Raw genomic sequence first — 19,541 nt, 5'->3', positions numbered from 1 at the left:
TTCAGCGGGCCGGTGCGCCGCTGACCAGCAGATCGTCACGGCTCGCATCGAAGCCGCCGCCGAGTGCCTTGATCAAGGCCAGCCGCAGGTCAGCCTTGCGCACCTGCACTTCCAGCGCTTGCTGCTGCTGCGCCAGCCACGCGCTTTCGCTGGCCAGCACTTGCAGCATGTTGGCGGTGCCGACGCGCTGGCGCTGGCGCGCCAGATTCAGGGTCTCCAGCGCCGCCGCGCTGGCCAATTGGCGCTCGCGGCCCTGGCTGTCCGCCGCGCGCAGCGATTGCACCTGGTCGGCGACCTGGTGCAGGGATTCGGTCAGCGCCTGGTTGTATTGCGCCACCGCGCCGTCATAGGCCGCCACCTTGCCGCCTAGCTGCGCGCGCAGCGCGCCGCCTTCGAATACCGGCAGCCGAAGCGCCGGGCCGATGCCGAGCGTCCGGCTGCCGCTCTGCAACAGGTTCGACAAGCCGAGGCTGGACAGGCCGGCGAACGCCATCAGGTTGACGTTCGGGTAGAACTGCGCGCGCGCAGAATCGATCTCGCCCTGCGCCGCCTCCACCCGCCAGCGCGAGGCGACGATGTCGGGGCGCCGCCCCAGCAGTTCGAGCGGCAGTTGGTCGGGCAGCGCGGCCGCCTGCTCGGGCGGCAATTCCGGCGCGGCGATGCCGAGCCCGCGATCCGGGCCTTGCCCCAGCAGGGCCGCCAGTTGGTTGCGGCTCAAGGCCATCGCTTCCAGCCATTGCGCCCGCTCGGCGCGCAAGCTGGCCAGTTGCAACTGCGTCTGCTGCCGTTCGCCGCTGGCGTCGAGGCCGGCAGCGATGCGCTGCTGGGTCAACTGATCCAGTTTTTCACGCACTTGCAGCTGCCGCTCCGCCAGTTGCAACTGCGCCTGCTGGCGTCCCAGTTGCAGCCAGGTCCGGGCGATGGCGGTGGCCAGCATCAGGCGCGCGCCGGCCTGCTCGGCGGCGGCGGCCTTGCCAAGCGCGGCAGCCGAGCGCAGCTGCGCCGCCTGCCGGCCCCAGAAATCGAAATCGTAGGAGAAATTCAGCGCCAGCTCGTTGTCGGTTTGATAGGTGCCGGCCAGCGGCGGCGGGATAAGGCCGTGTTCGGTGTAGCGTTGATAGGTCGTGCTGAAGCCGGCGCCGACGCTTGGCAAGGTCGCCGCCCGGGCTGCCTGCACGGCCGCGCGGGCGCTGCCGATGCGCGCTGCCGCCACCTGCAGGTCGGGGTTGCCGGCCAGCCCTTCGTCCACCAGTGCTTGCAGCGCCGGGCCGCCGAACTCGCCGGCCCACGATTGCCGCGGCCAGGCGCCACCCTGGCCCGGCAGCGATTCGGCACTGGCGTACTGGTCCGGCGCCGCCAGCCGCGCCTTGCTGTGAATCCCGGTGAAGCCGGCGCAGGCGGAAAGCAGGAGCGCAATGCCAGCGAGCGCGGCCAGCCGTGCGGCCGGCGTGGCAAGTGGCGGAAGAATGGATGTCATGGGACGGACGGGCAGTAACGACTATTTATATTGTCTAGTCAATTGGTTTTCTGGGCGGGAGCCCGCTCTGAATTTGCCAGCAGCTTGCGCAACAGGCTTTTCAGAAAGCCGACTTCCTCGGCGGAAAAACCGGCGAAGCTCTTGTTGAGCGCGGCCACGTAGACGCTCGGCAATTGCTGCGCCAGTTGCTGTCCGGCATCGGTCAGGTGCAGATCCATCTGGCGCCGGTCGCTGGCGCTCGGTTCGCGCCGGATCAGTCCGCGCGCCACCAGACGGTCGATCATGCGCTTCATCGAGGCGGCATCGATGCAGAGTTCGCGCGCCAGATCGGCTGCGCTGCGGTATTTGCCGGTGGAGAGCATGAACAGCAGGCCGCCTTGCGCCTGCGTGATGTCGAGTTCCTGCTCCGCCAGGGTTTCCTCCACCGAATTGACCAGAATCGCGCGCGTGCGCTTCAGCAAATAGCCGACGCTGTCTTCAACCTGGAAATCCTGTAGCGAAAAAAGAGGGGTGGGGGAGTCCATGATGCACCGAAATAATAATTGCCTGGGCAATTATATACCCGCGCCGAAATTTGTATGCAAGGAACCTGAAAAAATTGCCCACGGTCGCAACCGGTTGGCGGCCCGATTCACTCAAAATCAAAATATCATGGAGTATGTTATTTAAATACAAACATTATGAACGGAATCCGCCATGCACTGGATGAGTATGTGTTCTTGGGAAAATCCCGGTCGAGGCACGGATCGGCTATCGCCTGCCGGCCGCCGTAAAAGAAAAATCCGGCCAGCGGCCGGATTGAGAACTGGTAAGCCGCTACCTGGTTCGTTACAGCACCTCGCTCGCATGATCGGCCAGGCGCGAGCGTTCGCCGCGCGCCAGCGTCACGTGGCCGCTGTGCGACCAGCCCTTGAAGCGGTCGACCACGTAAGTCAGGCCGCTTGACCCCTCGGTCAGGTAGGGCGTATCGATTTGCGCGATGTTGCCCAGGCAGACGATCTTGGTGCCCGGGCCGGCGCGCGTGACCAGGGTCTTGATCTGCTTCGGTGTCAGGTTTTGCGCTTCGTCGACGATCAGGAATTTGTTGACGAAGGTGCGTCCGCGCATGAAGTTCAGCGACTTGATCTTGATGCGCGAGCGGATCAGGTCTTGCGTCGCGGCGCGACCCCATTCGCCGGCGTCGGCGTCGGGCTTGTTCAGCACTTCCAGGTTGTCGTCGAACGCGCCCATCCAGGGCGACATTTTCTCTTCCTCGGTGCCGGGCAAAAAGCCGATGTCTTCGCCCACCGGCACCGTGACGCGAGTAACGATGATTTCGCTGTAGGTCTTGGTTTCCAGCACTTGCGCCAGGCCGGCGGCCAGCGCCAGCAGGGTCTTGCCGGTGCCGGCCTGGCCCAGCAGTGTGACGAAATCGCACTCCGGGTCCATCAGCAGGTTGAGCGCGAAATTCTGTTCGCGGTTGCGCGCGGTGATGCCCCAGACATTGTTCTTGGCGTGGCCGTAATCGCGCAGCGTAGCGAGTACCGCGGTCTTGCCGTTGATCTGCGTCACGTGGCCATAGAACGCCGCCTCGCCGTTTTTCGGCTCGGTATACACGAACTGGTTGACCAGCATTGCCGGCACTAGGGGGCCGGACAGGCGATAGAAGGTGTAGCCGGTGCCGTTGCGGTTTTCCTGCCAGGATTCCATGCCCTTGCCGTGCTTGTTCCAGAAGTCGTCGGGCAACTGCATGATGCCGGAATACAGCAGGTCGGTGTCTTCCAGCACGTGGTCGTTGAAATACTCCTCGGCCGGCAGCCCCATCGCGCGCGCCTTGATGCGCATGTTGATGTCTTTCGACACCAGCACGATGGCGCGGCCTGGATGTTGGTGCTCCAGGGCGCGCACCACGCCCAGGATCTGGTTGTCCGCCTTGCCGACCGGCAGCCCTTCCGGCAGGACGCCGTTTTCCAGCTTGGTCTGGAAGAACAGGCGGCCCTTGGCGTCCTTGTTGCCGAGCTTGGCCAGCGGAATGCCTTCGTCGATCGCGCCATCGGGAACGTCGGCCACCAGCGCATCCAGCGAGCGCGACACCTGGCGCGCATTGCGCGCCACTTCCGACATGCCTTTCTTGTGGTTGTCGAGCTCTTCCAGCGTCACCATCGGCAGGTAGATGTCGTGTTCCTCGAAGCGGAACAACGAGGTCGGATCGTGCATCAGGACGTTGGTGTCGAGCACGAACAGCTTGGTGATGCCGGTGCGGTCGGCGGCGCGGCTGGTGCTGGACTTGATGCGCGATTCGACGCTGGCCGGTTTGGCCGCGGGTGCCTTGGCGGCCGGCGCCTTCGCTGCCGGACGCTGTTTGGCAACCGGCGCCGGCTCGATCAATTGCATGCGGGGTTGGAGTGGCTTGAGCGGCTTGCCGGCTACCGGTTTTGGAAAATCGTCGGGGGACAGCAGGGTGGCGGGTTTGGCGGGTAATTTCGGTAGCGGCATCAGAACCCCAATCTCTAAAATGTTTCAGTCAATTTTTTCCTGCGCGCCAAGCATGCGCAGCGAAATCAAGACCGGCGAAACGCCAGGTGAAAAACAAAAAACCGTTTGCGACGGCGCCTGGCCTGTCCGCAAACGGTTTTCGGGAGAGGTGCTGCTGTTTGAATTCAACGGTTATGCAAGCGCCGTGACATATTCCAGTACTTCGTCCACGTGACCAGGGACCTTCACTCCACGCCATTCTTTCACCAATCGGCCGCGGGCGTCAATCACAAATGTGCTGCGCTCGATGCCGCGCGATTGCCGGCCGTACATCATCTTCATCTTCATCACGCCAAACAGTTCGCAAACCTGCTCTTCGGGATCGGAAATCAGCTCGAACGGCATGCCGAGCTTGGCTTTGAACGACTCGTGCGAACGCAGGCTGTCGCGGCTGACGCCGACGATCTCGGCGTGGGCCTTCTGGAATTGCGGATATAGCTCGCGAAAGCGGATGCCTTCGGTGGTGCAGCCTGGCGTATTGTCCTTCGGATAGAAATACAGCACGAGTTTCCTGCCGGCGTAATCCGCCAGTTCGAAGGTCTTGCCGCTGGTCATGGGAGCGGAAAACCCGGGGACGATTTCATTCAGTTGCGGCAAATTTATTACCACGGCATTCTCCGGTGTGTTGGCAGGCGAATTTCAGTATGCGCTGGCGGTCACAGGGGCTTGCCGGCGCGCCGTCATCACTGGACGATCATGGTTCCGGAGCGACCCGGCAATTCCGCGAATTTGACCGGAACCACCGGCAGCACCTGTTCCTTCACCCGTTGATAATGGTCCGCCATCGAAGCGAATTGGTAGCCTTGCGCGCGCCACCCCTGCAACAATTGGTCAAATATGGGGGCAAGTTTTTGCCCTTCAAGTTCGGCATGCAACGTAAAGACATGGTCGCGCCTTTGTTCAGTCAAACCCAGCAGCAGCGCGGCGATATTCGCCGGCGTCACCAGCGTGCCGTTGATGGTGCGGCCCAGCAGTTCGTCCAAGGTCGGCAGCGTGGTCGGCAGTTGCACGCAGGCCAGCGGGCGGCGGTTGATTTCAATCCGGTGCGGTCCGGCAGCGGCATTGGCCAGCGCGCCGGTTTCGGTCAGCATCGCGCGGCCGTCGGAAGAGTAGGCGATGCCTAACGCTTCCAGCTGCAGGAATGCATGCGGATTCATTTGCCAGCCGGCGGCGCCGTGCGTGGCCGGCGGCGTGCCGAAAATCTCGCTAAAGCGGTCGAACGACTTCTGCATCACCTGCCGGGTCCAGGCCGCATCGCGCTGCTGCACCTGATCTTGCCAGACCCGATGGTCCCAGGTATGGATACCGCATTCATGGCCGGCGTCGCGCACTGCCCGCATCTGCGCGGCGCAGGCCTTGCCAATGTCGGGCGCCGGCAGCAGCACGCCGTACATCAGGGTTTTCAGGCCGTAGTGTTCCAGCACCGAAGTGCGCGACACCTTGCTGAAGAAGCCGGGCCGAAATACCTGGCGCAGCGCCCAGCCAGTGTGGTCGGGGCCGAGCGAAAACAGGAAGGTGGCGCGGGCTTGGTGGCGCTCCAGCAGGCGCACCAAGTTCGGCACGCCTTCGCGCGTGCCGCGATAGGTGTCAGCGTCGATTTTCAGGGTCAGCAGCGGCACGTCAGCCTTGTCGAAGTTGGCGGGTTGGCGGAAAGTCCGGATCTGGACTGCCGGCTTGCGTCTGCCGACGCAAGCCGGATCAGTCCATCAGCGCTTGCGCTTCCGCCACCTGACCGCGGTAGGCATCGAAAATGATGCGCAGGGTATCGGCCATCGAGGTGGTCGGATTCCACTCCAGCTCGGCGCAGGTGTTGGCGATTTTTGGCACCCGGTTCTGCACGTCCTGGTAACCCTGGCCGTAATAGCTCGCAGACGTGGTTTCCAGCAACTGCACTTTCTTTGCCGAATCGGCATATTCCGGATATTCGGCAGCCAGCTTCAGCATCATCGCCGCCAGGTCGCGGATCGAATAGTTGTTCACCGGGTTGCCGATGTTGTAGATCTTGCCGCTGGCGACGCCGTCCTTGTTGGCGATGATCTTGATCAAGGCATCGATGCCGTCGCCGACGTGGGTGAAGGCGCGCTTTTGCCGGCCGCCGTCGACCAGCGAAATGTTTTCGCCGCGCACGATGTGGCCGAAGAATTGCGTCACCACGCGCGAGCTGCCTTCCTTCGGCGTGTGGATCGAATCCAGCCCGGGGCCGATCCAGTTGAATGGGCGGAACAGCGTGAAGTTCAGGCCTTCCATGCCATAGCCCCAGATCACGCGGTCCATCAGTTGCTTGGCGCAGGAATAGATCCAGCGCGGTTTGTTGATAGGGCCGCAGATCAGTTCCGATTGTTCCGGATCGAATTCCTCGTCATGGCACATGCCATACACTTCCGAGGTCGACGGAAATACCAGGTGCTTGCCGTACTTGGCGGCGGAGCGCACGATCGGCAGGTTGGCCTCGAAATCCAGTTCGAACACGCGCAGCGGTTGCTTGACGTAGGTGGAGGGCGTGGCAATCGCCACCAGCGGCAGGATCACGTCGCATTTCTTGACGTGGTATTCGACCCATTCCTTGTTGATCGTGATGTCGCCTTCGAAAAAACGCATGCGCGACTTGTACGCGGGGTTTTCCAGCAGATCGTTGATGCGGTCGGTCATCATGTCCATGCCGTACACCTGCCAGTCGGTGGTTTCGAGGATGCGCTTGGACAGATGGTGGCCGATGAAGCCGTTGACGCCGAGGATGAGGACTTTTTTCATGAGAATTCTTGGTTATTGAAGAGGGTTGCGCGCGGCCAGGATGGCTTGCCGCAGCTGCGTCGGGGTGGCCTTTTCGCCGTTCGCCGTGAGTTCCTGAATCAGCAGGGCACGCCCATCGGCACCGACGCCGAGCATGCGATTATCCACCACCGCCAGCCCGGGCGGCAAATCTGGGAAGGATTCACGCGCCAGGCGCGCACGCTGGATGATCCAGATCTGGCCTGCCAGTTCGGTGAACGCGCCGGGGTAGGGCGGCGCCACCGCCCGGTGCAGGTTGTAGATCGCTTGCGCCGGCTGCTGCCAGTCGATGCGGCCGTCTTCCGGTTTCCGCCCGCCGAAGTAGCTGCCTTGCTCCAGCTTGTTCGGCAGGCTGGGCGGTTGGCCATCCAGCAAGGCCGGTAGGACCTTCCACAAGGTCTGTTCGGCGGCCACCGTCACCTTGCCGAACACTTCGTAGGCGGTATCGTCGGGCAGGATCGGCACCGCGGTTTGCGCCAGGATCGCGCCGGCATCCGGCTTGGCCGCCATTTCGTGCAGGGTGGCGCCAGTTTCGGTTTCGCCACGCAGCACCGCCCAGTTGACCGGCACCCGGCCGCGGTATTTCGGCAGCAGCGACCCGTGCATGTTGTAGGCGCCGCGCGCGGCTGTCGCCAGCAGCGCGCTCGGCAGCATGTGGCGGTAGTAGAAGCTGAAGATAAAATCCGGCTGTGCCGCCTGCACTGCCGCCAGCAGTTCCGGCGATTTCGGGTCCGCTGGCGTGATGAACGGGATGCAATGCTCGCGGCACAGCTCGACGACCGATTCGAACCAGATGGTTTCCGCCGGATTGTCTTCATGCGTGACTACCAGCGCGACCTCGACGCCGCGCGCCAGCAAGACCTGCAGGCAGCGCACGCCGACGTTGTGATAGGCGAATACGACTGCCCGCTTACCCGCGCTTTTGCCGGGCGTGCTCATGGTTCGCGCTTCACCGAGCGCCGTTCGCCATCAGCCGCGGTGAGCGCATCGTCGTCGACGCCGAGCAGCGGCTCATTCTCGTATTCCTCCAGCACGGTTTGCACCACATAGCGCGGGCGCGCCCGCACCTGCTGGTGAATCCGGCCGACGTATTCGCCGACCAGGCCGATGCCGAACAGGATCACGCCGATCAGGAAGAAGGTGAATGCAAACAGCGTGAACACGCCTTCCACTTCGGCGCCGAAGATGAAGCGCCGGATCAGCAGCAGCACGAACAGTGCCGCCGAGACGAAGGATAGGCCGATGCCGAGCAGCGAAAACAGTTGCAGCGGCACCAGCGAGAAGCCGGTAACCAGGTCGAAATTCAGGCGGATTAGGCTGTATAGCGAATACTTGGACTGGCCCGCCGCGCGCTCTTCGTGCTCGACCACGATCTCGGTCGGACGGCGGGCGAAGGTATAGGCCAGCGCCGGCACGAAGGTGTTTGCCTCGCTGCACTGGTTGATCAGGTCGATCACGTTGCGGCCGTAGGCGCGCAGCATGTTGCCCTGGTCGGTCATTTTGATGTGAGTGATGGTTTCGCGCAGCCGGTTCATCGCGCGCGAGGCATGCGTGCGCCAGGCCGAATCCTGCCGCTCGCGCCGAATCGAGCCGACGTAGTCGTAGCCTTCGCGGAACTTGGCGACCAGCTTGCCGATTTCCTCCGGCGGGTTTTGCAGGTCGGCGTCCAGTGTCACCACCACCTCGCCGCGGGTCACTTCAAAGCCGGCCAGGATCGCCATGTGCTGACCGTAGTTGCCGTTGAATAGCACTACCCGCGTGACATCGGGGCGGCGGCGGAACTGCTCGGCCAGGATGCCAGCCGAATCGTCGCGGCTGCCGTCGTTGACGAAGATGATTTCGTAGGGGGTGTGCAGCGCGTCGAGCGCCGGGTAGAGCCGCTCGAACAGTTTGGCGAGCCCGTCCTGTTCGTTGTAGACCGGGATGACGACGGAAATTTCTGGTTTCATCAGGCGTTTGCCTTGGATTGGTGTTATTGGCAAAGCACCGATTTTACCGCGCCGACCACGCGCTCGATATCCTCTTCGGTGATGCTGTTGAACATCGGCAGCGAGACGATGCGCCGTCCGACCTGTTCTGCCACCGGGAACATGCCTTCGGTGAAGCCGCGCGCGCGGTACAGCGAAAACAGATGGATCGGTGCGTAGTGGTAGCCGATGCCGATATTCATTTCCTGCATTCTCTCCATGAAGGCGGCGCGCGTGATGCTTTGCGGCAGCACGATCTGGTACAGGTGCCAGTTGGAGTTTTCGATGTCGGCGACCGGCAACTGGGCGCCGCTGTCGCGCTCGAAACTACGGCCGAAAGTCGTGAAATAGTGCTTCGCCAGTTGCTTGCGGCGCGCGGTAATGGTTTCGATATGCGCAAACTGGCCAAGGCCGATGGCGGCGGCGACATCGGTCATGTTGTATTTACCGCCCAAGACGTCGACGTCGATGCCGTCGAAGCCGCTGCGGGTGACGCCCTGCAGTCGGTATTTCTCGGCCAGGCGCGCTTCCTCAGCGTTGTTCAGCACCAGGCAGCCGCCCTCGGACGAGGTGACGTTCTTGGTGGCCTGGAAGCTGAAGGAAACGAAGTCGCCGAAAGAGCCGATGCGCTTGCCGTGCCAGGTCGAACCGAGCGCCTGCGCCGCGTCTTCGACCACGCGCAGTTTGTGCTTGGCGGCGATCGCATACAGCCGGTCCATGTCGACCGGCAGGCCGGACAAATAGACCGGGATGATGGCCTTGGTGCGCGGCGTGATGGCCGCCTCGAGCTTGTCGAGGTCGATGTTGCGCGTGATCGGGTCGATGTCGGCGAACACCGGCGTGGCGCCGACTTCGAGGATCACGTTGGCGGTGGCGACCCAGGAAATCGGCGTCGTGATCACTTCGTCGCCAGCGCCGATGCCGGCGATGCGCAAGGCGATTTCCATGGTGCAGGTGCCGGAATTGAAGCTGCGTACCGGGCGCCCGCCGAAATAGGCGGACAGCGCCGCTTCGAACGCCTGCACCTTGGGGCCGCTGGTGATCCAGCCGGAACGCAGCACGTCGCCGACGGCGGTGATGGTGGCTTCGTCGATCAGCGGCTTGGAAAAGGGTAGAAAGGCTTGTGTCATGCTGAAATACTCCACATGTTATGCGTTATTCTCGCGCGTAAAATGGATGTTCAGGAGATATACTCCGCAAAAATTTGTCAACTGCGCGCCAGCAGCGCAACCCCGACGATGATCACACCGATCGCCAACAGGCGCTGCGCCGAAATCGCTTCGCCCAGGAAATACCAGGCGCCAAGGGCGTTGATGATATAGCCGAGCGATAGCATCGGATAGGCGATCGTGACATCGACCCGCGACAGGCCGATGATCCACACCAGCACCGAAATCACGTAGCACGAGAGGCCGCCCAGAATCGGCAGTTGCGTCGCCAGCTTGATGCCGGTGGCGAACCAGTTTTCAGCCGTCAGGTGGATCGCGCCGACCGCGTTGGTGCCGGCTTTCAGCAGCAATTGCGCGACCGCGTTCAGGCAGATGCCGGCGAAGATGAAACCGAAGGTGGTCAGGTTCATGGCGTACGTTATTTGACGACCGTGTTGGCGACATCATCGGTCACCACCACGCGGCGCGGGTCCTGGCCGATCACGCGCATCGGTACGCCGCGCTGCTTGAAATCGGCATAGATGTCGGGGTGCAGGATCGCCAGCGCCTTTTTGCCCTGGGCATGATCGGCCTTCCACTGTGCGAGGAAGGCGTCGCGGGTCGGGATCCACAATTGCGGCTCCTGCCGCAAGCCGAATTCCAGCTCGTCCGCATGCTCGACCAGGATCATGGTGCGGCGCAGGTAGAACGGCAGCGTCTGGTTGTAGCGGCCGACCGCGTAGATCGGCGTGTCCGGTGTCAGTTCGGCTTCGATCGCCGGCACCATGTCAATGCCGGAGGCATAGCGCCCAAGCGGCTCATGACCCAGCATCAGTACTTGCGCGGCGAGGTAGCCGGTGGCTGCCAGCGTCACTAGCGCCCATTGCATGCGGCGCCGCGCCAGCCATATCACGGCCAGGCCGCCGGCCAGGCCGAGCGCGCTGGCGGCTCCCACCCAGGGTACGTAGGCCTGGTAGATCGGCACTTCGAATGCGATGTCCGTCAGGCGCGGGATCAGGTGCATGGTCGCCAGCCCGCCAGCGCCGGCCACCACCAGCAGCGCCGCCGAGGCCTGGATCGTACGCACCGATACCTGTTCCAGGTAGCAGGCGATCAACAGCGCCAGCGCCGGGAAGATCGGCAGGATGTAGGACGGCAGCTTGGAGCCGGAGACGCTGAAAAACAGGAAAATGAAAATCGACCAGGTCAGCAGCAGTTTTTTCGGCTGAAAGCCGCTGGCCGCCGCAGTTACGTTGTCACGCCGTCCCGCCCACAGGCTTTGCGCCAGCACCCCGAGCCACGGGATGATGCCCAGCAGCAGGATCGGAATGAAGTAGTACCAGGGGCCGGCGCGATGGTGGATCTTGCTGGTGAAGCGCTGGAAGTGTTCGTGGATGAAGAAAAAATGCAAAAATTCCGGGTTTTGCTGCGATACCAGCACGAACCACGGCACCGTGATCGCCAAAAACAGCAGTGCGCCGGGCAGCGCGTGCAGCCGCTTCCAGATCGCCCAGTCGCGTGAAAACAGCGTATACAGCACCAGCACCGCGCCCGGCAGCACGATTCCGATCAAGCCCTTGGACAAGACCGCCAGCGCCATGCCGGCCCAGCACACAAGCATCCAGTTGCGCCGTTCGCGCTTCGAGGCATCGTTATGCTGGCCCAGCAGCAGGCCGCACAGCGCAACGGCCATCATGCCCGCCAAGCCCATGTCGAGCGTATTGATGTGCGCCATCGCCATCCAGAACATGCTGGAGCCCAGTACCAGTGCGGTATAGAAGCCGACCCGCGGGCCGAACAGGCGGCGCCCGGTATACGCTGCAAGGAACACGCCCAGCAAGCCGCACAACCCGGTCCACAGCCGTGCCTGCCACTCGCCAAGGCCGAACAGCTCGAAGGTGAGCGCGTTCATCCAGTTTTGCAGCGGCGGTTTCTCGAAATACTTGATCGCGTTCAGGCGCGGGGTGACCCAGTTGCCGGTAGCCACCATCTCGCGCGCCATTTCGGCATAGCGGCCTTCGTCGGTCGGCACCAGCGTGCGGGCCTCGAGCGCATAAAACCAGATTGCAAGAAAAACGAGAAGAAGACCCCAGACGAATGGTTTCGAGGTGTGCAGTTCACGCATGTCGGGAGTCGGTGCCTTATTCAATGGTGGGTTTGGTGGTTGCGGTTTCGATGATCAGCGCCAGCGCCACTTTGCGGCCCTCCGCCATCAGGATGTTGTAGGTGCGGCAGGCCGCCTTGTTGTCCATGCATTCGACGCCGATGCGGCGCGCGGTCAGCGCTGCGGTCAGGCGCGGATGGACGAACTGCTGGCGGGCGCCAGTGCCGAGGATCACGACGTCCGGCGCGGTGGCATCGATTTGTGCGAAATGTTCCACCGCCAATGCCTCGAAGGAAGCGACTGGCCATTCCACGGGTGGAGTTTCCGGCAACACCAGCAGGCTGAAATTGAAACGCACGGCATTGATTTCGACGCCGGCGTCGTCATAGGCAGTGACGGTTTGATATTGCTGAGTCAGGGTGGAATGGAGTTTCATGGCGTGGCGATTCACCGCAGGGGGAAATCTTTCGGTGAATTTTCGACAAGGTGGATGAAAACTGCAGCATTGTAGCGTTTTCCGTGCAAAAGCCGCGCCTGGCGATTGATAAATGCGGGCGCTTTCGGCAGAATGAATGGTTCTGGCAGTGCAGCATAAATCCGCTTCGAGCGCATCGGAACCTGTCTCCCAAGCTGTCGCGCGTGCCGAATCTGGTCCGGCGACGGCCGAAATCCCACATACCGCTTCGTATGCTCCGGTTTCTGCATTTGGGCTGGTGCCGCGCCGGACGGCGCGTGCGCCGGGATTGGTAGAATTCTTGTCTTGCATCATTACGTAAGGGCGTGGCACCTGTGCGAACCATTCACAAATCGAAAAAACTGGCGGACGTCTGTTATGACATTCGCGGCCCGGTCCTGGACAAGGCCAAGCAAATGGAAGACGAGGGCCACAAGATCATCAAGCTGAACATAGGCAACCTGGCCGTGTTCGGCTTCGATGCGCCGGATGAAATCGTGCAGGACATGATCCGCAACATGCCGGCCGCCTCGGCCTACACCGATTCCAAGGGCTTGTTCGCGCCGCGCAAGTCGGTCATGCACTACACCCAGGAAAAGAATATCGCCGGCGTCGCCATCGACGACATTTACCTGGGCAACGGCGCCTCCGAGCTGATCATGCTCTCCATGAACGCGTTGCTGAACAGCGGCGACGAGGTGCTGGTGCCAGCGCCCGACTACCCGCTGTGGACCGCGGCAGTCAGCCTGTCCGGCGGCAACCCGGTGCATTACGTGTGCGACGAGCAATCCGACTGGATGCCGGACATCGACGATATCAAGAAAAAGATCACGCCCAACACGCGCGCCATCGTCGTCATCAACCCGAACAACCCGACCGGCGCGCTGTATCCGGTCGACGTACTGGAACAGATCGTCGAGGTCGCGCGCCAGCATCACCTGATCGTGTTTGCCGATGAAATCTACGACAAGGTGCTGTATGACGGCGCCACCCATACCTCGATCGCCTCGCTGGCGGACGACGTGCTGTTCATTACGCTGAACGGCTTGTCGAAAAACTATCGCTCCTGCGGCTACCGCGCCGGCTGGATGGTGGTGTCGGGCCAGAAAAAGCATGCCCAGGACTACATCCAGGGCCTGAACATGCTGACCTCGATGCGCATGTGCGCCAACGCGCCGGGCCAGTATGCGATCCAGACCGCGCTCGGCGGCTACCAGAGCATCGACGACCTGGTCGCGCCCGGCGGCCGGCTGGCGCGCCAGCGCGATCTGGCGCACAAGCTGCTGACCGACATTCCGGGCGTGTCCTGCGTCAAGCCGAAGGCGGCCTTGTACATGTTTCCGCGGCTGGATCCGGCGCTCTATCCGATCGCCGACGACCAACAGTTCGCCTATCAATTGCTGGCCGAGGAAAAGGTCTTGATCGTGCAGGGAACCGGCTTCAACTATCCGACGCCGGATCACTTCCGTCTGGTATTCCTGCCAAACACCGACGACCTGACGGAGTCGATCGCGCGCATTGCGCGTTTCCTCGACGGCTATCGCAAGCGCCACAAAGGCGCCTGACCTCTGCACCGGCAGCGCCAGCGGGCGCGCCGGCCGTCACCTGCCGTTCACGCCGAATCGTCGATCGTGAACGGCGCATCTCAAGTAGAAAGTATATGAAATCAATCAAAGTGGGTTTGTTGGGTATCGGCACCGTCGGCGCCGGCACGTTCGAGGTACTGAAACGCAACCAGGAAGAAATCACGCGCCGCGCCGGCCGCGCGATTGAAATCGTGATGGTTGCCGACCTGGATCCGCAACGTGCGATGGCCCTGACCAACGGCCAGTGCGAAGTGGTCGGCGATGCCGAACTGGTGGTGACAAACCCCGAGATTGATATCGTGATAGAGCTGATCGGCGGCTACGGCATCGCCCACAAGCTGGTGATGCAGGCAATCGCCAACGGCAAGCACGTGGTGACCGCCAACAAGGCGCTGATCGCGATGCACGGCAACGAGATTTTCCAGGCGGCGCAGGAGAAAGGCGTGATGGTCGCGTTCGAAGCGGCGGTCGCCGGCGGCATCCCGATCATCAAGGCACTACGCGAGGGCCTGACTGCCAACCGCATCGAGTGGATCGCCGGCATCATCAACGGCACCACCAACTTCATCCTGTCCGAAATGCGCGATAAGGGACTGGATTTCGACGTGGTGTTGAAGGAAGCGCAACGGCTGGGCTACGCTGAAGCCGATCCGACCTTCGATATCGAGGGTATCGACGCCGCGCACAAGCTGACCATCATGGCCTCGATTGCGTTCGGCGTGCCGGTGCAGTTCGAGCGCGCCTACGTCGAAGGCATCACCAAGTTGCAGGCGACCGACATCCGTTATGCCGAACAGCTCGGCTATCGCATCAAGCTGCTCGGCATCACGCGCCGCACGCCGGGTGGCATCGAGCTGCGCGTACACCCGACGCTGATCCCGGCCAAGCGCCTGATCGCCAACGTCGAAGGGGCGATGAACGCGGTGCTGGTGCAGGGTGATGCGGTCGGCGCCACGCTGTATTACGGCAAGGGCGCCGGCGCCGAGCCGACCGCCTCGGCGGTGATTGCCGACCTGGTCGACATCACGCGCCTGGCCACCGCCGACCCGGAGCACCGGGTGCCGTTCCTGGCGTTCCAGCCGCACGCGATGGCCGATACGCCAATCCTGCCGATGGCCGAGGTCACCACCAGCTACTATCTGCGCATGCACGTCGCCGACCAGCCCGGCGTGCTGGCCGATCTGACGCGCATCCTGGCCGATTCGACTATCTCGATCGACGCCATGCTGCAAAAGGAGCCGGCCGAAGGCGAGGCGCAGACCGACATCATCATGCTGACGCATCACACGCAGGAAAAGAACATCGAAGCGGCGATTGCCAAGATCGAGCGGCTACCGACCGTGCTCGGCAAGGTGACCCGGATCCGGCTGGAGGCGCTGGCCTGACACCAGCGCATCGACCCATGCGAGAATTGGTCGATCTCATATACTCCGAAGGATGATCGACTATTTCCGCCTTTAAATGGTGATTTAGTCGATATACCCCATCAATCTTCGGGTGATGTGAGGGTTGGAAAGGTGCTTGATGCAGCAGGTGGCGTCCGGCGGCAGGGTGGCGGCGCGCCGAAAATGGCGCTCAATTGTTGTCTGCCGGCATCGACTTGCTTCACAATGCGGTCTTTCCAACGAATGAACACCATGACCGATACCGCCCCGCCGCTGCGCCACACCCTGATCGAAGATGTGCTGGCAATACTGATCGGCTCGCTGTTTGTCTCGTTCGGCATCGTGATGTTCAACCAGGCCGGCCTGCTGACCGGCGGCACCGCCGGCCTGGCGTTCCTGATCCACTACGCCAGCGGCATCGCCTTCGGTCCGATCTTCTTCGTCATCAACCTGCCGTTCTACATCCTGGCATTCAAACGCTTGGGGTGGCAGTTCACGCTCAGGACCTTTTGCGCGGTCGGGCTGGTTTCGCTGTTTTCCGGCTTGCATCCGCAATTCGTCCAGTTCAGCACGCTGATGCCGTTTTACGTCGCGGTGATCGGCGGCTTGCTGATGGGCGCCGGCTTCCTGATCCTGTTCCGGCATCACGCCAGCCTGGGCGGCGTGAATATCCTGGCGCTCTATCTGCAGGACCGGCACGGCATTCGCGCCGGCAAGCTGCAGATGTCAGTGGACGTGGCAATCGTGCTGGCCTCGCTGCTGCTGGTCAGCTTCAGCGCGCTGCTAGCCTCGGTGCTGGGCGCGATTGCGCTCAACCTGGTGATCGCCTTGAACCATCGGCCCGGACGTTACATGGCAGTATGAGTGCGGATGCGCGGATGCCGCTTGCGGCATCCGCGCATCAACGGTGGATCACAACCATCAGTGCCTTCGCTTCGGTTTTCCCATTGTTTCGAATCGCGTGTGTTTTGTCGGCCTGATAGCGCGCGGTGGCGCCAGCCTTGAGTTTCCTGGTGTCAGCGCCGACCTCGACCTCGAGCGCGCCGTGCAGCAGCGTCAGATGTTCCACCGTGCCCGGATCATGCGGGTTTGACACCAGCGCGCCGCCCGGCGCCAGCGTCAATTCATACCACTCGAACTTCCCTGCCAGTTCCATCGGCCCCAGTATCCGCAGCGTGTAGCCGGCATGGACGCCGGGCAGAGTCGGTGTTTCGTGCGACTCCAGAACGCGGATCGTTTCGACGTCCTTCGGCGCCGTCGACAGCAGTTCGGCGATGCCAACGCCGAGCGCATTTGCCAGTCGCCAGGCAACGGCAATGGTCGGATTGGCCTTCTCCCGCTCGATCTGCGATAGCATCGACTTCGAGACGCCGGCGGCGCGCGACAGGTCTTCCAGCGTCAGGTCGCGCTGCAGGCGCAGGCGCTGCAGCGTGGCGCCCACTTCCGGCGGGGTATTGCTCGGGCTGTTTTTTTTCATGGCTGTCTTGCAATGTTCAATGGTCGAGTCTAGTATCCATTATATTGAATATTTGTTCGTCATAACGGAATTTCGTTGGCAGCCGGGAAATGGCATCGTAACAGAAGGTATCCTTGCCCGATCGCCATTACGGGCACGCCGGCGCAAGCCAACTTCGAGGAATTGCGATGAATGCTGCAAGCAGGAATGGCCAGGCTTTTTACGCAAAACTGGCGCACGGTCTGGATGATTTGCGCCGGCAGGGCCTATACAAGCCGGAACGGGTGCTGTCGTCCCGGCAGGGCGCGGAAGTGGTGTGCGATGACGGCAAAACGCTGATCAACCTGTGCGCCAACAATTACCTCGGCCTGTCGGGCGACGAATCGATGGTGCAGGCTTCGATTGCCGCTACCGAGCAGTACGGCTACGGGCTGTCCTCGGTGCGCTTCATCTGCGGCACGCAAACCGTGCACAAGCAGTTGGAACGGGCCTTGGCCGACTTTTTGGGCATGGAAGATGCGATTCTGTACGCCGCCGCCTTCGATGCCAACGGCGGCCTGTTCGAGCCGCTGTTCGACGAGCAGGACGCGATCATCTCGGACGCGCTGAATCATGCCTCGATCATCGACGGCATCCGGCTGTCGAAGGCGGCACGCTACCGCTACCAGCACAACGACATGGCCGACCTCGGGCGGCAGTTGCAGGCCGCGTCCAGCCACCGGCACAAGATCATCGCCACCGATGGCGTGTTTTCGATGGACGGCACGATTGCGCAACTGGACCGGATTTGCGAGCTGGCCGAGCGCTACGGTGCGCTGGTGATGATCGACGATTGCCATGCCACCGGTTTCATGGGCGCCACCGGGCGCGGCACGCACGAGCATCACGGCGTGCTGGGGCGGGTCGACATCATCACCGGCACGCTGGGCAAGGCGCTCGGTGGCGCGATGGGCGGCTTTACCGCAGGGCGACGCGAAGTGATCGACACGCTGCGCCAGAAATCGCGCCCCTACCTGTTTTCCAATACGCTGGCGCCGTCAATCGCCGGCGCCTCGCTGGCGGTGCTGCAGCGCGTGTCGTCCTCGACCGAGCTGCGCGACCGGTTGCAGGCGAACACCGAGTATTTCCGCCGCCGCATCACCGAGCTTGGTTTCACGATCAAGCCCGGCACGCATCCGGTAGTGCCGGTGATGCTGTTCGATGCAGTGCTGGCGCAAAAATTTGCGCAGCGCCTGTACGAGCTGGGGGTGTTGGCCACCGGCTTCTTTTATCCCGTGGTGCCGATGGGGCAGGCGCGGGTGCGGGTGCAACTGTCGGCCGCGCATACGACTGAACAACTGGAGCGGGCGCTGGCGGGGTTCGCACAGGCGGGGGCCGAACTCGGCCTGCTGGGAAATCGGGAGGGCAACTGATGGAACGGGTATTGGTGATCGGTGCCAACGGCCAGATCGGCAGCGAGCTGACGGCGGCGCTGGCCGCACGGCACGGCGCGCAGAACGTTATTGCGGCCGATATTGGCACCCACAATGTATATGCGGCGGTACGCTACCTGCAGCTTGATGTGCTGGACCGGGCGTCCTTGGCGCGGCTGGTGGCCGAGCATGGCGTCACCCGGATTTACCAGTTGGCGGCGATGCTGTCGGCCACCGGCGAGCAGGCGCCGCTGAAGGCGTGGAATCTGAACATGAACGGCTTGTTGAATGTGCTGGAGGTGGCGCGCGAACGGACCCAGGCCGGCAGGCCGCTGTCCGTATTCTGGCCATCTTCGATTGCCGTCTTCGGGCCGAACACGCCGCCTGTCGGAACGCCGCAAACCACCGTGATGGACCCGAACACGATGTACGGCATCAGCAAGCTGGCCGGCGAGCGCCTGTGCGAATACTATTTCCGGCACTATGGCGTGGACGTGCGCAGCATTCGGTACCCAGGCGTCATCAGTTATCAATCGCCGCCCGGCGGCGGCACCACCGATTACGCGATCGCGATGCTGCATGCGGCGGCGGCGGGCGAGAAATACACCTGCTTTCTCGGCCCCGACAGCACGCTGCCGATGATCTACATGCCCGACGCCTTGCGGGCGACGCTGGAATTGATGGCAGCCCCGGTCGAAAAAATCCGCATTCGCTCGGCCTACAACGTCGCCGGCGCCAGCTTCAGCCCGCGCCAATTGGCGCAGCAGATCGCGTGCCGGCTGCCGCAATTCGAGGTGAATTATCAGCCGGATGAGCGCCAGGCCATCGCCGACAGTTGGCCGCACAGCATCGACGACAGCGCCGCGCGCGCCGACTGGGGCTGGCAGGCGGCGATCGGGCTGGAACAGATGGTGGCCGACATGCTGGCCCACATCGCGGTGGCGCCGCAAGCGCTGACGCACGCGGCCTGACCCCCGACCGATCGCCGGGCTGGTGCAGATTCCGTGCATCGAGCGCAACGGGCTGGGCGCGGTGAAGGCGATCGCGGCGGCTTCGCTGGCCGTCAAGGGTGACGGCCGGCACCACATCAGCTTCGACCGGGTGGTCGAAACCATGCGCCAGACTGGTGCCGACATGATGAGCAAGTACAAGAAAGCGTCGGAAGGTGGCTTGGCATTGCGGGCCGTTTCGGTGAATTATCCGGCTTGTTGAGTTTATCTCGAGTACTCCTTTCGGAGCATTGACTGGGCGGATCGGACTGGTAAGGTG

The 19,541-nt window shown here is 62.6% G+C and carries 18 protein-coding genes and 1 pseudogene; 6 read left to right on the top strand and 13 right to left on the bottom strand.

Features of this window, described 5'->3' with window-relative positions; genetic code table 11:
* Nucleotide 1 precedes the first annotated feature (1 nt).
* From ACK2VC_RS01910 to ACK2VC_RS01855, 12 genes are all read right to left on the bottom strand, one after another.
* Nucleotides 2–1,477 carry an efflux transporter outer membrane subunit gene (locus ACK2VC_RS01910; protein ID WP_486731901.1) on the bottom strand — a complete coding sequence of 492 codons (1,476 nt, stop codon included), beginning with the start codon at nt 1,475–1,477 and terminating at the stop codon, nt 2–4.
* A gap of 38 nt (nt 1,478–1,515) precedes the next feature.
* Nucleotides 1,516–2,001, bottom strand: a complete 486-nt coding sequence (locus ACK2VC_RS01905) for a MarR family winged helix-turn-helix transcriptional regulator (RefSeq protein WP_486731900.1) — start codon at nt 1,999–2,001, stop codon at nt 1,516–1,518.
* Between the two features lie 304 nt (nt 2,002–2,305).
* On the bottom strand, nt 2,306–3,952 hold the full coding sequence (locus tag ACK2VC_RS01900) for a PhoH family protein (protein ID WP_486731899.1): 1,647 nt from the start codon (nt 3,950–3,952) through the stop codon (nt 2,306–2,308).
* Nucleotides 3,953–4,123: 171 nt separating this feature from the next.
* The gene (locus ACK2VC_RS01895) at nt 4,124–4,546 is read right to left on the bottom strand and encodes a peroxiredoxin (RefSeq protein WP_486733301.1); all 423 of its coding nucleotides are present in this window, start codon (nt 4,544–4,546) and stop codon (nt 4,124–4,126) included.
* A gap of 128 nt (nt 4,547–4,674) precedes the next feature.
* Nucleotides 4,675–5,610, bottom strand: a complete 936-nt coding sequence (locus ACK2VC_RS01890; protein WP_486731898.1) for a polysaccharide deacetylase family protein — start codon at nt 5,608–5,610, stop codon at nt 4,675–4,677.
* A 79-nt stretch (nt 5,611–5,689) separates the two neighbouring features.
* Nucleotides 5,690–6,742 (bottom strand): bifunctional UDP-4-keto-pentose/UDP-xylose synthase, encoded by a 1,053-nt coding sequence (locus tag ACK2VC_RS01885; protein WP_486731897.1) that lies wholly within the window; start codon nt 6,740–6,742, stop codon nt 5,690–5,692.
* Between the two features lie 12 nt (nt 6,743–6,754).
* Complete coding sequence (locus tag ACK2VC_RS01880) at nt 6,755–7,699, bottom strand: formyltransferase (protein WP_486731896.1); 945 nt, start codon at nt 7,697–7,699, stop codon at nt 6,755–6,757.
* On the bottom strand, nt 7,696–8,709 hold the full coding sequence (locus ACK2VC_RS01875) for a glycosyltransferase (RefSeq protein ID WP_486731895.1): 1,014 nt from the start codon (nt 8,707–8,709) through the stop codon (nt 7,696–7,698). The genes ACK2VC_RS01880 and ACK2VC_RS01875 overlap by 4 nt, the downstream gene beginning before the upstream one ends.
* A 23-nt stretch (nt 8,710–8,732) precedes the next feature.
* Complete coding sequence (locus ACK2VC_RS01870; protein ID WP_486731894.1) at nt 8,733–9,857, bottom strand: DegT/DnrJ/EryC1/StrS family aminotransferase; 1,125 nt, start codon at nt 9,855–9,857, stop codon at nt 8,733–8,735.
* A gap of 77 nt (nt 9,858–9,934) precedes the next feature.
* Nucleotides 9,935–10,306 carry an EamA family transporter gene (locus ACK2VC_RS01865; protein WP_486731893.1) on the bottom strand — a complete coding sequence of 124 codons (372 nt, stop codon included), beginning with the start codon at nt 10,304–10,306 and terminating at the stop codon, nt 9,935–9,937.
* 8 nt (nt 10,307–10,314) lie between these two features.
* A complete protein-coding gene (locus tag ACK2VC_RS01860) occupies nt 10,315–12,000 on the bottom strand; it encodes a glycosyltransferase family 39 protein (protein ID WP_486731892.1) in 1,686 nt (561 codons plus the stop codon).
* Nucleotides 12,001–12,016: 16 nt separating this feature from the next.
* Nucleotides 12,017–12,415 carry an Mth938-like domain-containing protein gene (locus ACK2VC_RS01855; RefSeq protein WP_486733300.1) on the bottom strand — a complete coding sequence of 133 codons (399 nt, stop codon included), beginning with the start codon at nt 12,413–12,415 and terminating at the stop codon, nt 12,017–12,019.
* A 353-nt stretch (nt 12,416–12,768) separates the two neighbouring features.
* On the opposite strand from ACK2VC_RS01855, the gene ACK2VC_RS01850 reads away from it, so the two are divergent.
* The 3 genes from ACK2VC_RS01850 to ACK2VC_RS01840 all read left to right on the top strand — a co-directional run bounded on the left by ACK2VC_RS01850 (nt 12,769) and on the right by ACK2VC_RS01840 (nt 16,268).
* The gene (locus ACK2VC_RS01850; protein WP_486731891.1) at nt 12,769–13,998 is read left to right on the top strand and encodes a pyridoxal phosphate-dependent aminotransferase; all 1,230 of its coding nucleotides are present in this window, start codon (nt 12,769–12,771) and stop codon (nt 13,996–13,998) included.
* A 95-nt stretch (nt 13,999–14,093) separates the two neighbouring features.
* Nucleotides 14,094–15,404: a homoserine dehydrogenase gene (locus ACK2VC_RS01845; RefSeq protein ID WP_486731890.1), complete on the top strand. Its 1,311-nt coding sequence runs from the start codon at nt 14,094–14,096 to the stop codon at nt 15,402–15,404.
* A 243-nt stretch (nt 15,405–15,647) separates the two neighbouring features.
* The gene (locus ACK2VC_RS01840; protein WP_486731889.1) at nt 15,648–16,268 is read left to right on the top strand and encodes a YitT family protein; all 621 of its coding nucleotides are present in this window, start codon (nt 15,648–15,650) and stop codon (nt 16,266–16,268) included.
* 37 nt (nt 16,269–16,305) lie between these two features.
* On the opposite strand, the gene ACK2VC_RS01835 is transcribed toward ACK2VC_RS01840, so the two are convergent.
* A complete protein-coding gene (locus tag ACK2VC_RS01835) occupies nt 16,306–16,881 on the bottom strand; it encodes a helix-turn-helix domain-containing protein (RefSeq protein WP_486731888.1) in 576 nt (191 codons plus the stop codon).
* A gap of 167 nt (nt 16,882–17,048) precedes the next feature.
* On the opposite strand from ACK2VC_RS01835, the gene kbl reads away from it, so the two are divergent.
* From kbl to ACK2VC_RS01820, 3 genes and pseudogenes are all read left to right on the top strand, one after another.
* On the top strand, nt 17,049–18,272 hold the full coding sequence (kbl, locus tag ACK2VC_RS01830) for a glycine C-acetyltransferase (RefSeq protein ID WP_486731887.1): 1,224 nt from the start codon (nt 17,049–17,051) through the stop codon (nt 18,270–18,272).
* Nucleotides 18,272–19,243: an NAD-dependent epimerase/dehydratase family protein gene (locus tag ACK2VC_RS01825; protein ID WP_486731886.1), complete on the top strand. Its 972-nt coding sequence runs from the start codon at nt 18,272–18,274 to the stop codon at nt 19,241–19,243. The genes kbl and ACK2VC_RS01825 overlap by 1 nt, the downstream gene beginning before the upstream one ends.
* Nucleotides 19,244–19,250: 7 nt before the next feature.
* A pseudogene (locus tag ACK2VC_RS01820) lies at nt 19,251–19,484 on the top strand (L-serine ammonia-lyase, iron-sulfur-dependent, subunit alpha); the annotation flags it as partial.
* Between the last annotated feature and the right edge of the window lie 57 nt (nt 19,485–19,541).

Source organism: Herbaspirillum sp. WTB6 (assembly GCF_057457785.1).
This window is presented reverse-complemented; position numbering and strand designations above follow the sequence as displayed.

Bases quoted from the DNA above. Each gene is read 5' to 3' on its own strand.
- ACK2VC_RS01895 (WP_486733301.1), bottom strand. From the start codon at position 4,546: ATGACCAGCGGCAAGACCTTCGAACTGGCGGATTACGCCGGCAGGAAA.
- ACK2VC_RS01880 (WP_486731896.1), bottom strand. From the start codon at position 7,699: ATGAGCACGCCCGGCAAAAGCGCGGGTAAGCGGGCAGTCGTATTCGCC.
- ACK2VC_RS01840 (WP_486731889.1), top strand. From the start codon at position 15,648: ATGAACACCATGACCGATACCGCCCCGCCGCTGCGCCACACCCTGATC.
- ACK2VC_RS01845 (WP_486731890.1), top strand. From the start codon at position 14,094: ATGAAATCAATCAAAGTGGGTTTGTTGGGTATCGGCACCGTCGGCGCC.
- kbl (WP_486731887.1), top strand. From the start codon at position 17,049: ATGAATGCTGCAAGCAGGAATGGCCAGGCTTTTTACGCAAAACTGGCG.
- ACK2VC_RS01885 (WP_486731897.1), bottom strand. From the start codon at position 6,742: ATGAAAAAAGTCCTCATCCTCGGCGTCAACGGCTTCATCGGCCACCAT.
- ACK2VC_RS01870 (WP_486731894.1), bottom strand. From the start codon at position 9,857: ATGACACAAGCCTTTCTACCCTTTTCCAAGCCGCTGATCGACGAAGCC.
- ACK2VC_RS01860 (WP_486731892.1), bottom strand. From the start codon at position 12,000: ATGCGTGAACTGCACACCTCGAAACCATTCGTCTGGGGTCTTCTTCTC.
- ACK2VC_RS01910 (WP_486731901.1), bottom strand. From the start codon at position 1,477: ATGACATCCATTCTTCCGCCACTTGCCACGCCGGCCGCACGGCTGGCC.
- ACK2VC_RS01835 (WP_486731888.1), bottom strand. From the start codon at position 16,881: ATGAAAAAAAACAGCCCGAGCAATACCCCGCCGGAAGTGGGCGCCACG.
- ACK2VC_RS01900 (WP_486731899.1), bottom strand. From the start codon at position 3,952: ATGCCGCTACCGAAATTACCCGCCAAACCCGCCACCCTGCTGTCCCCC.
- ACK2VC_RS01865 (WP_486731893.1), bottom strand. From the start codon at position 10,306: ATGAACCTGACCACCTTCGGTTTCATCTTCGCCGGCATCTGCCTGAAC.
- ACK2VC_RS01825 (WP_486731886.1), top strand. From the start codon at position 18,272: ATGGAACGGGTATTGGTGATCGGTGCCAACGGCCAGATCGGCAGCGAG.
- ACK2VC_RS01875 (WP_486731895.1), bottom strand. From the start codon at position 8,709: ATGAAACCAGAAATTTCCGTCGTCATCCCGGTCTACAACGAACAGGAC.
- ACK2VC_RS01855 (WP_486733300.1), bottom strand. From the start codon at position 12,415: ATGAAACTCCATTCCACCCTGACTCAGCAATATCAAACCGTCACTGCC.
- ACK2VC_RS01905 (WP_486731900.1), bottom strand. From the start codon at position 2,001: ATGGACTCCCCCACCCCTCTTTTTTCGCTACAGGATTTCCAGGTTGAA.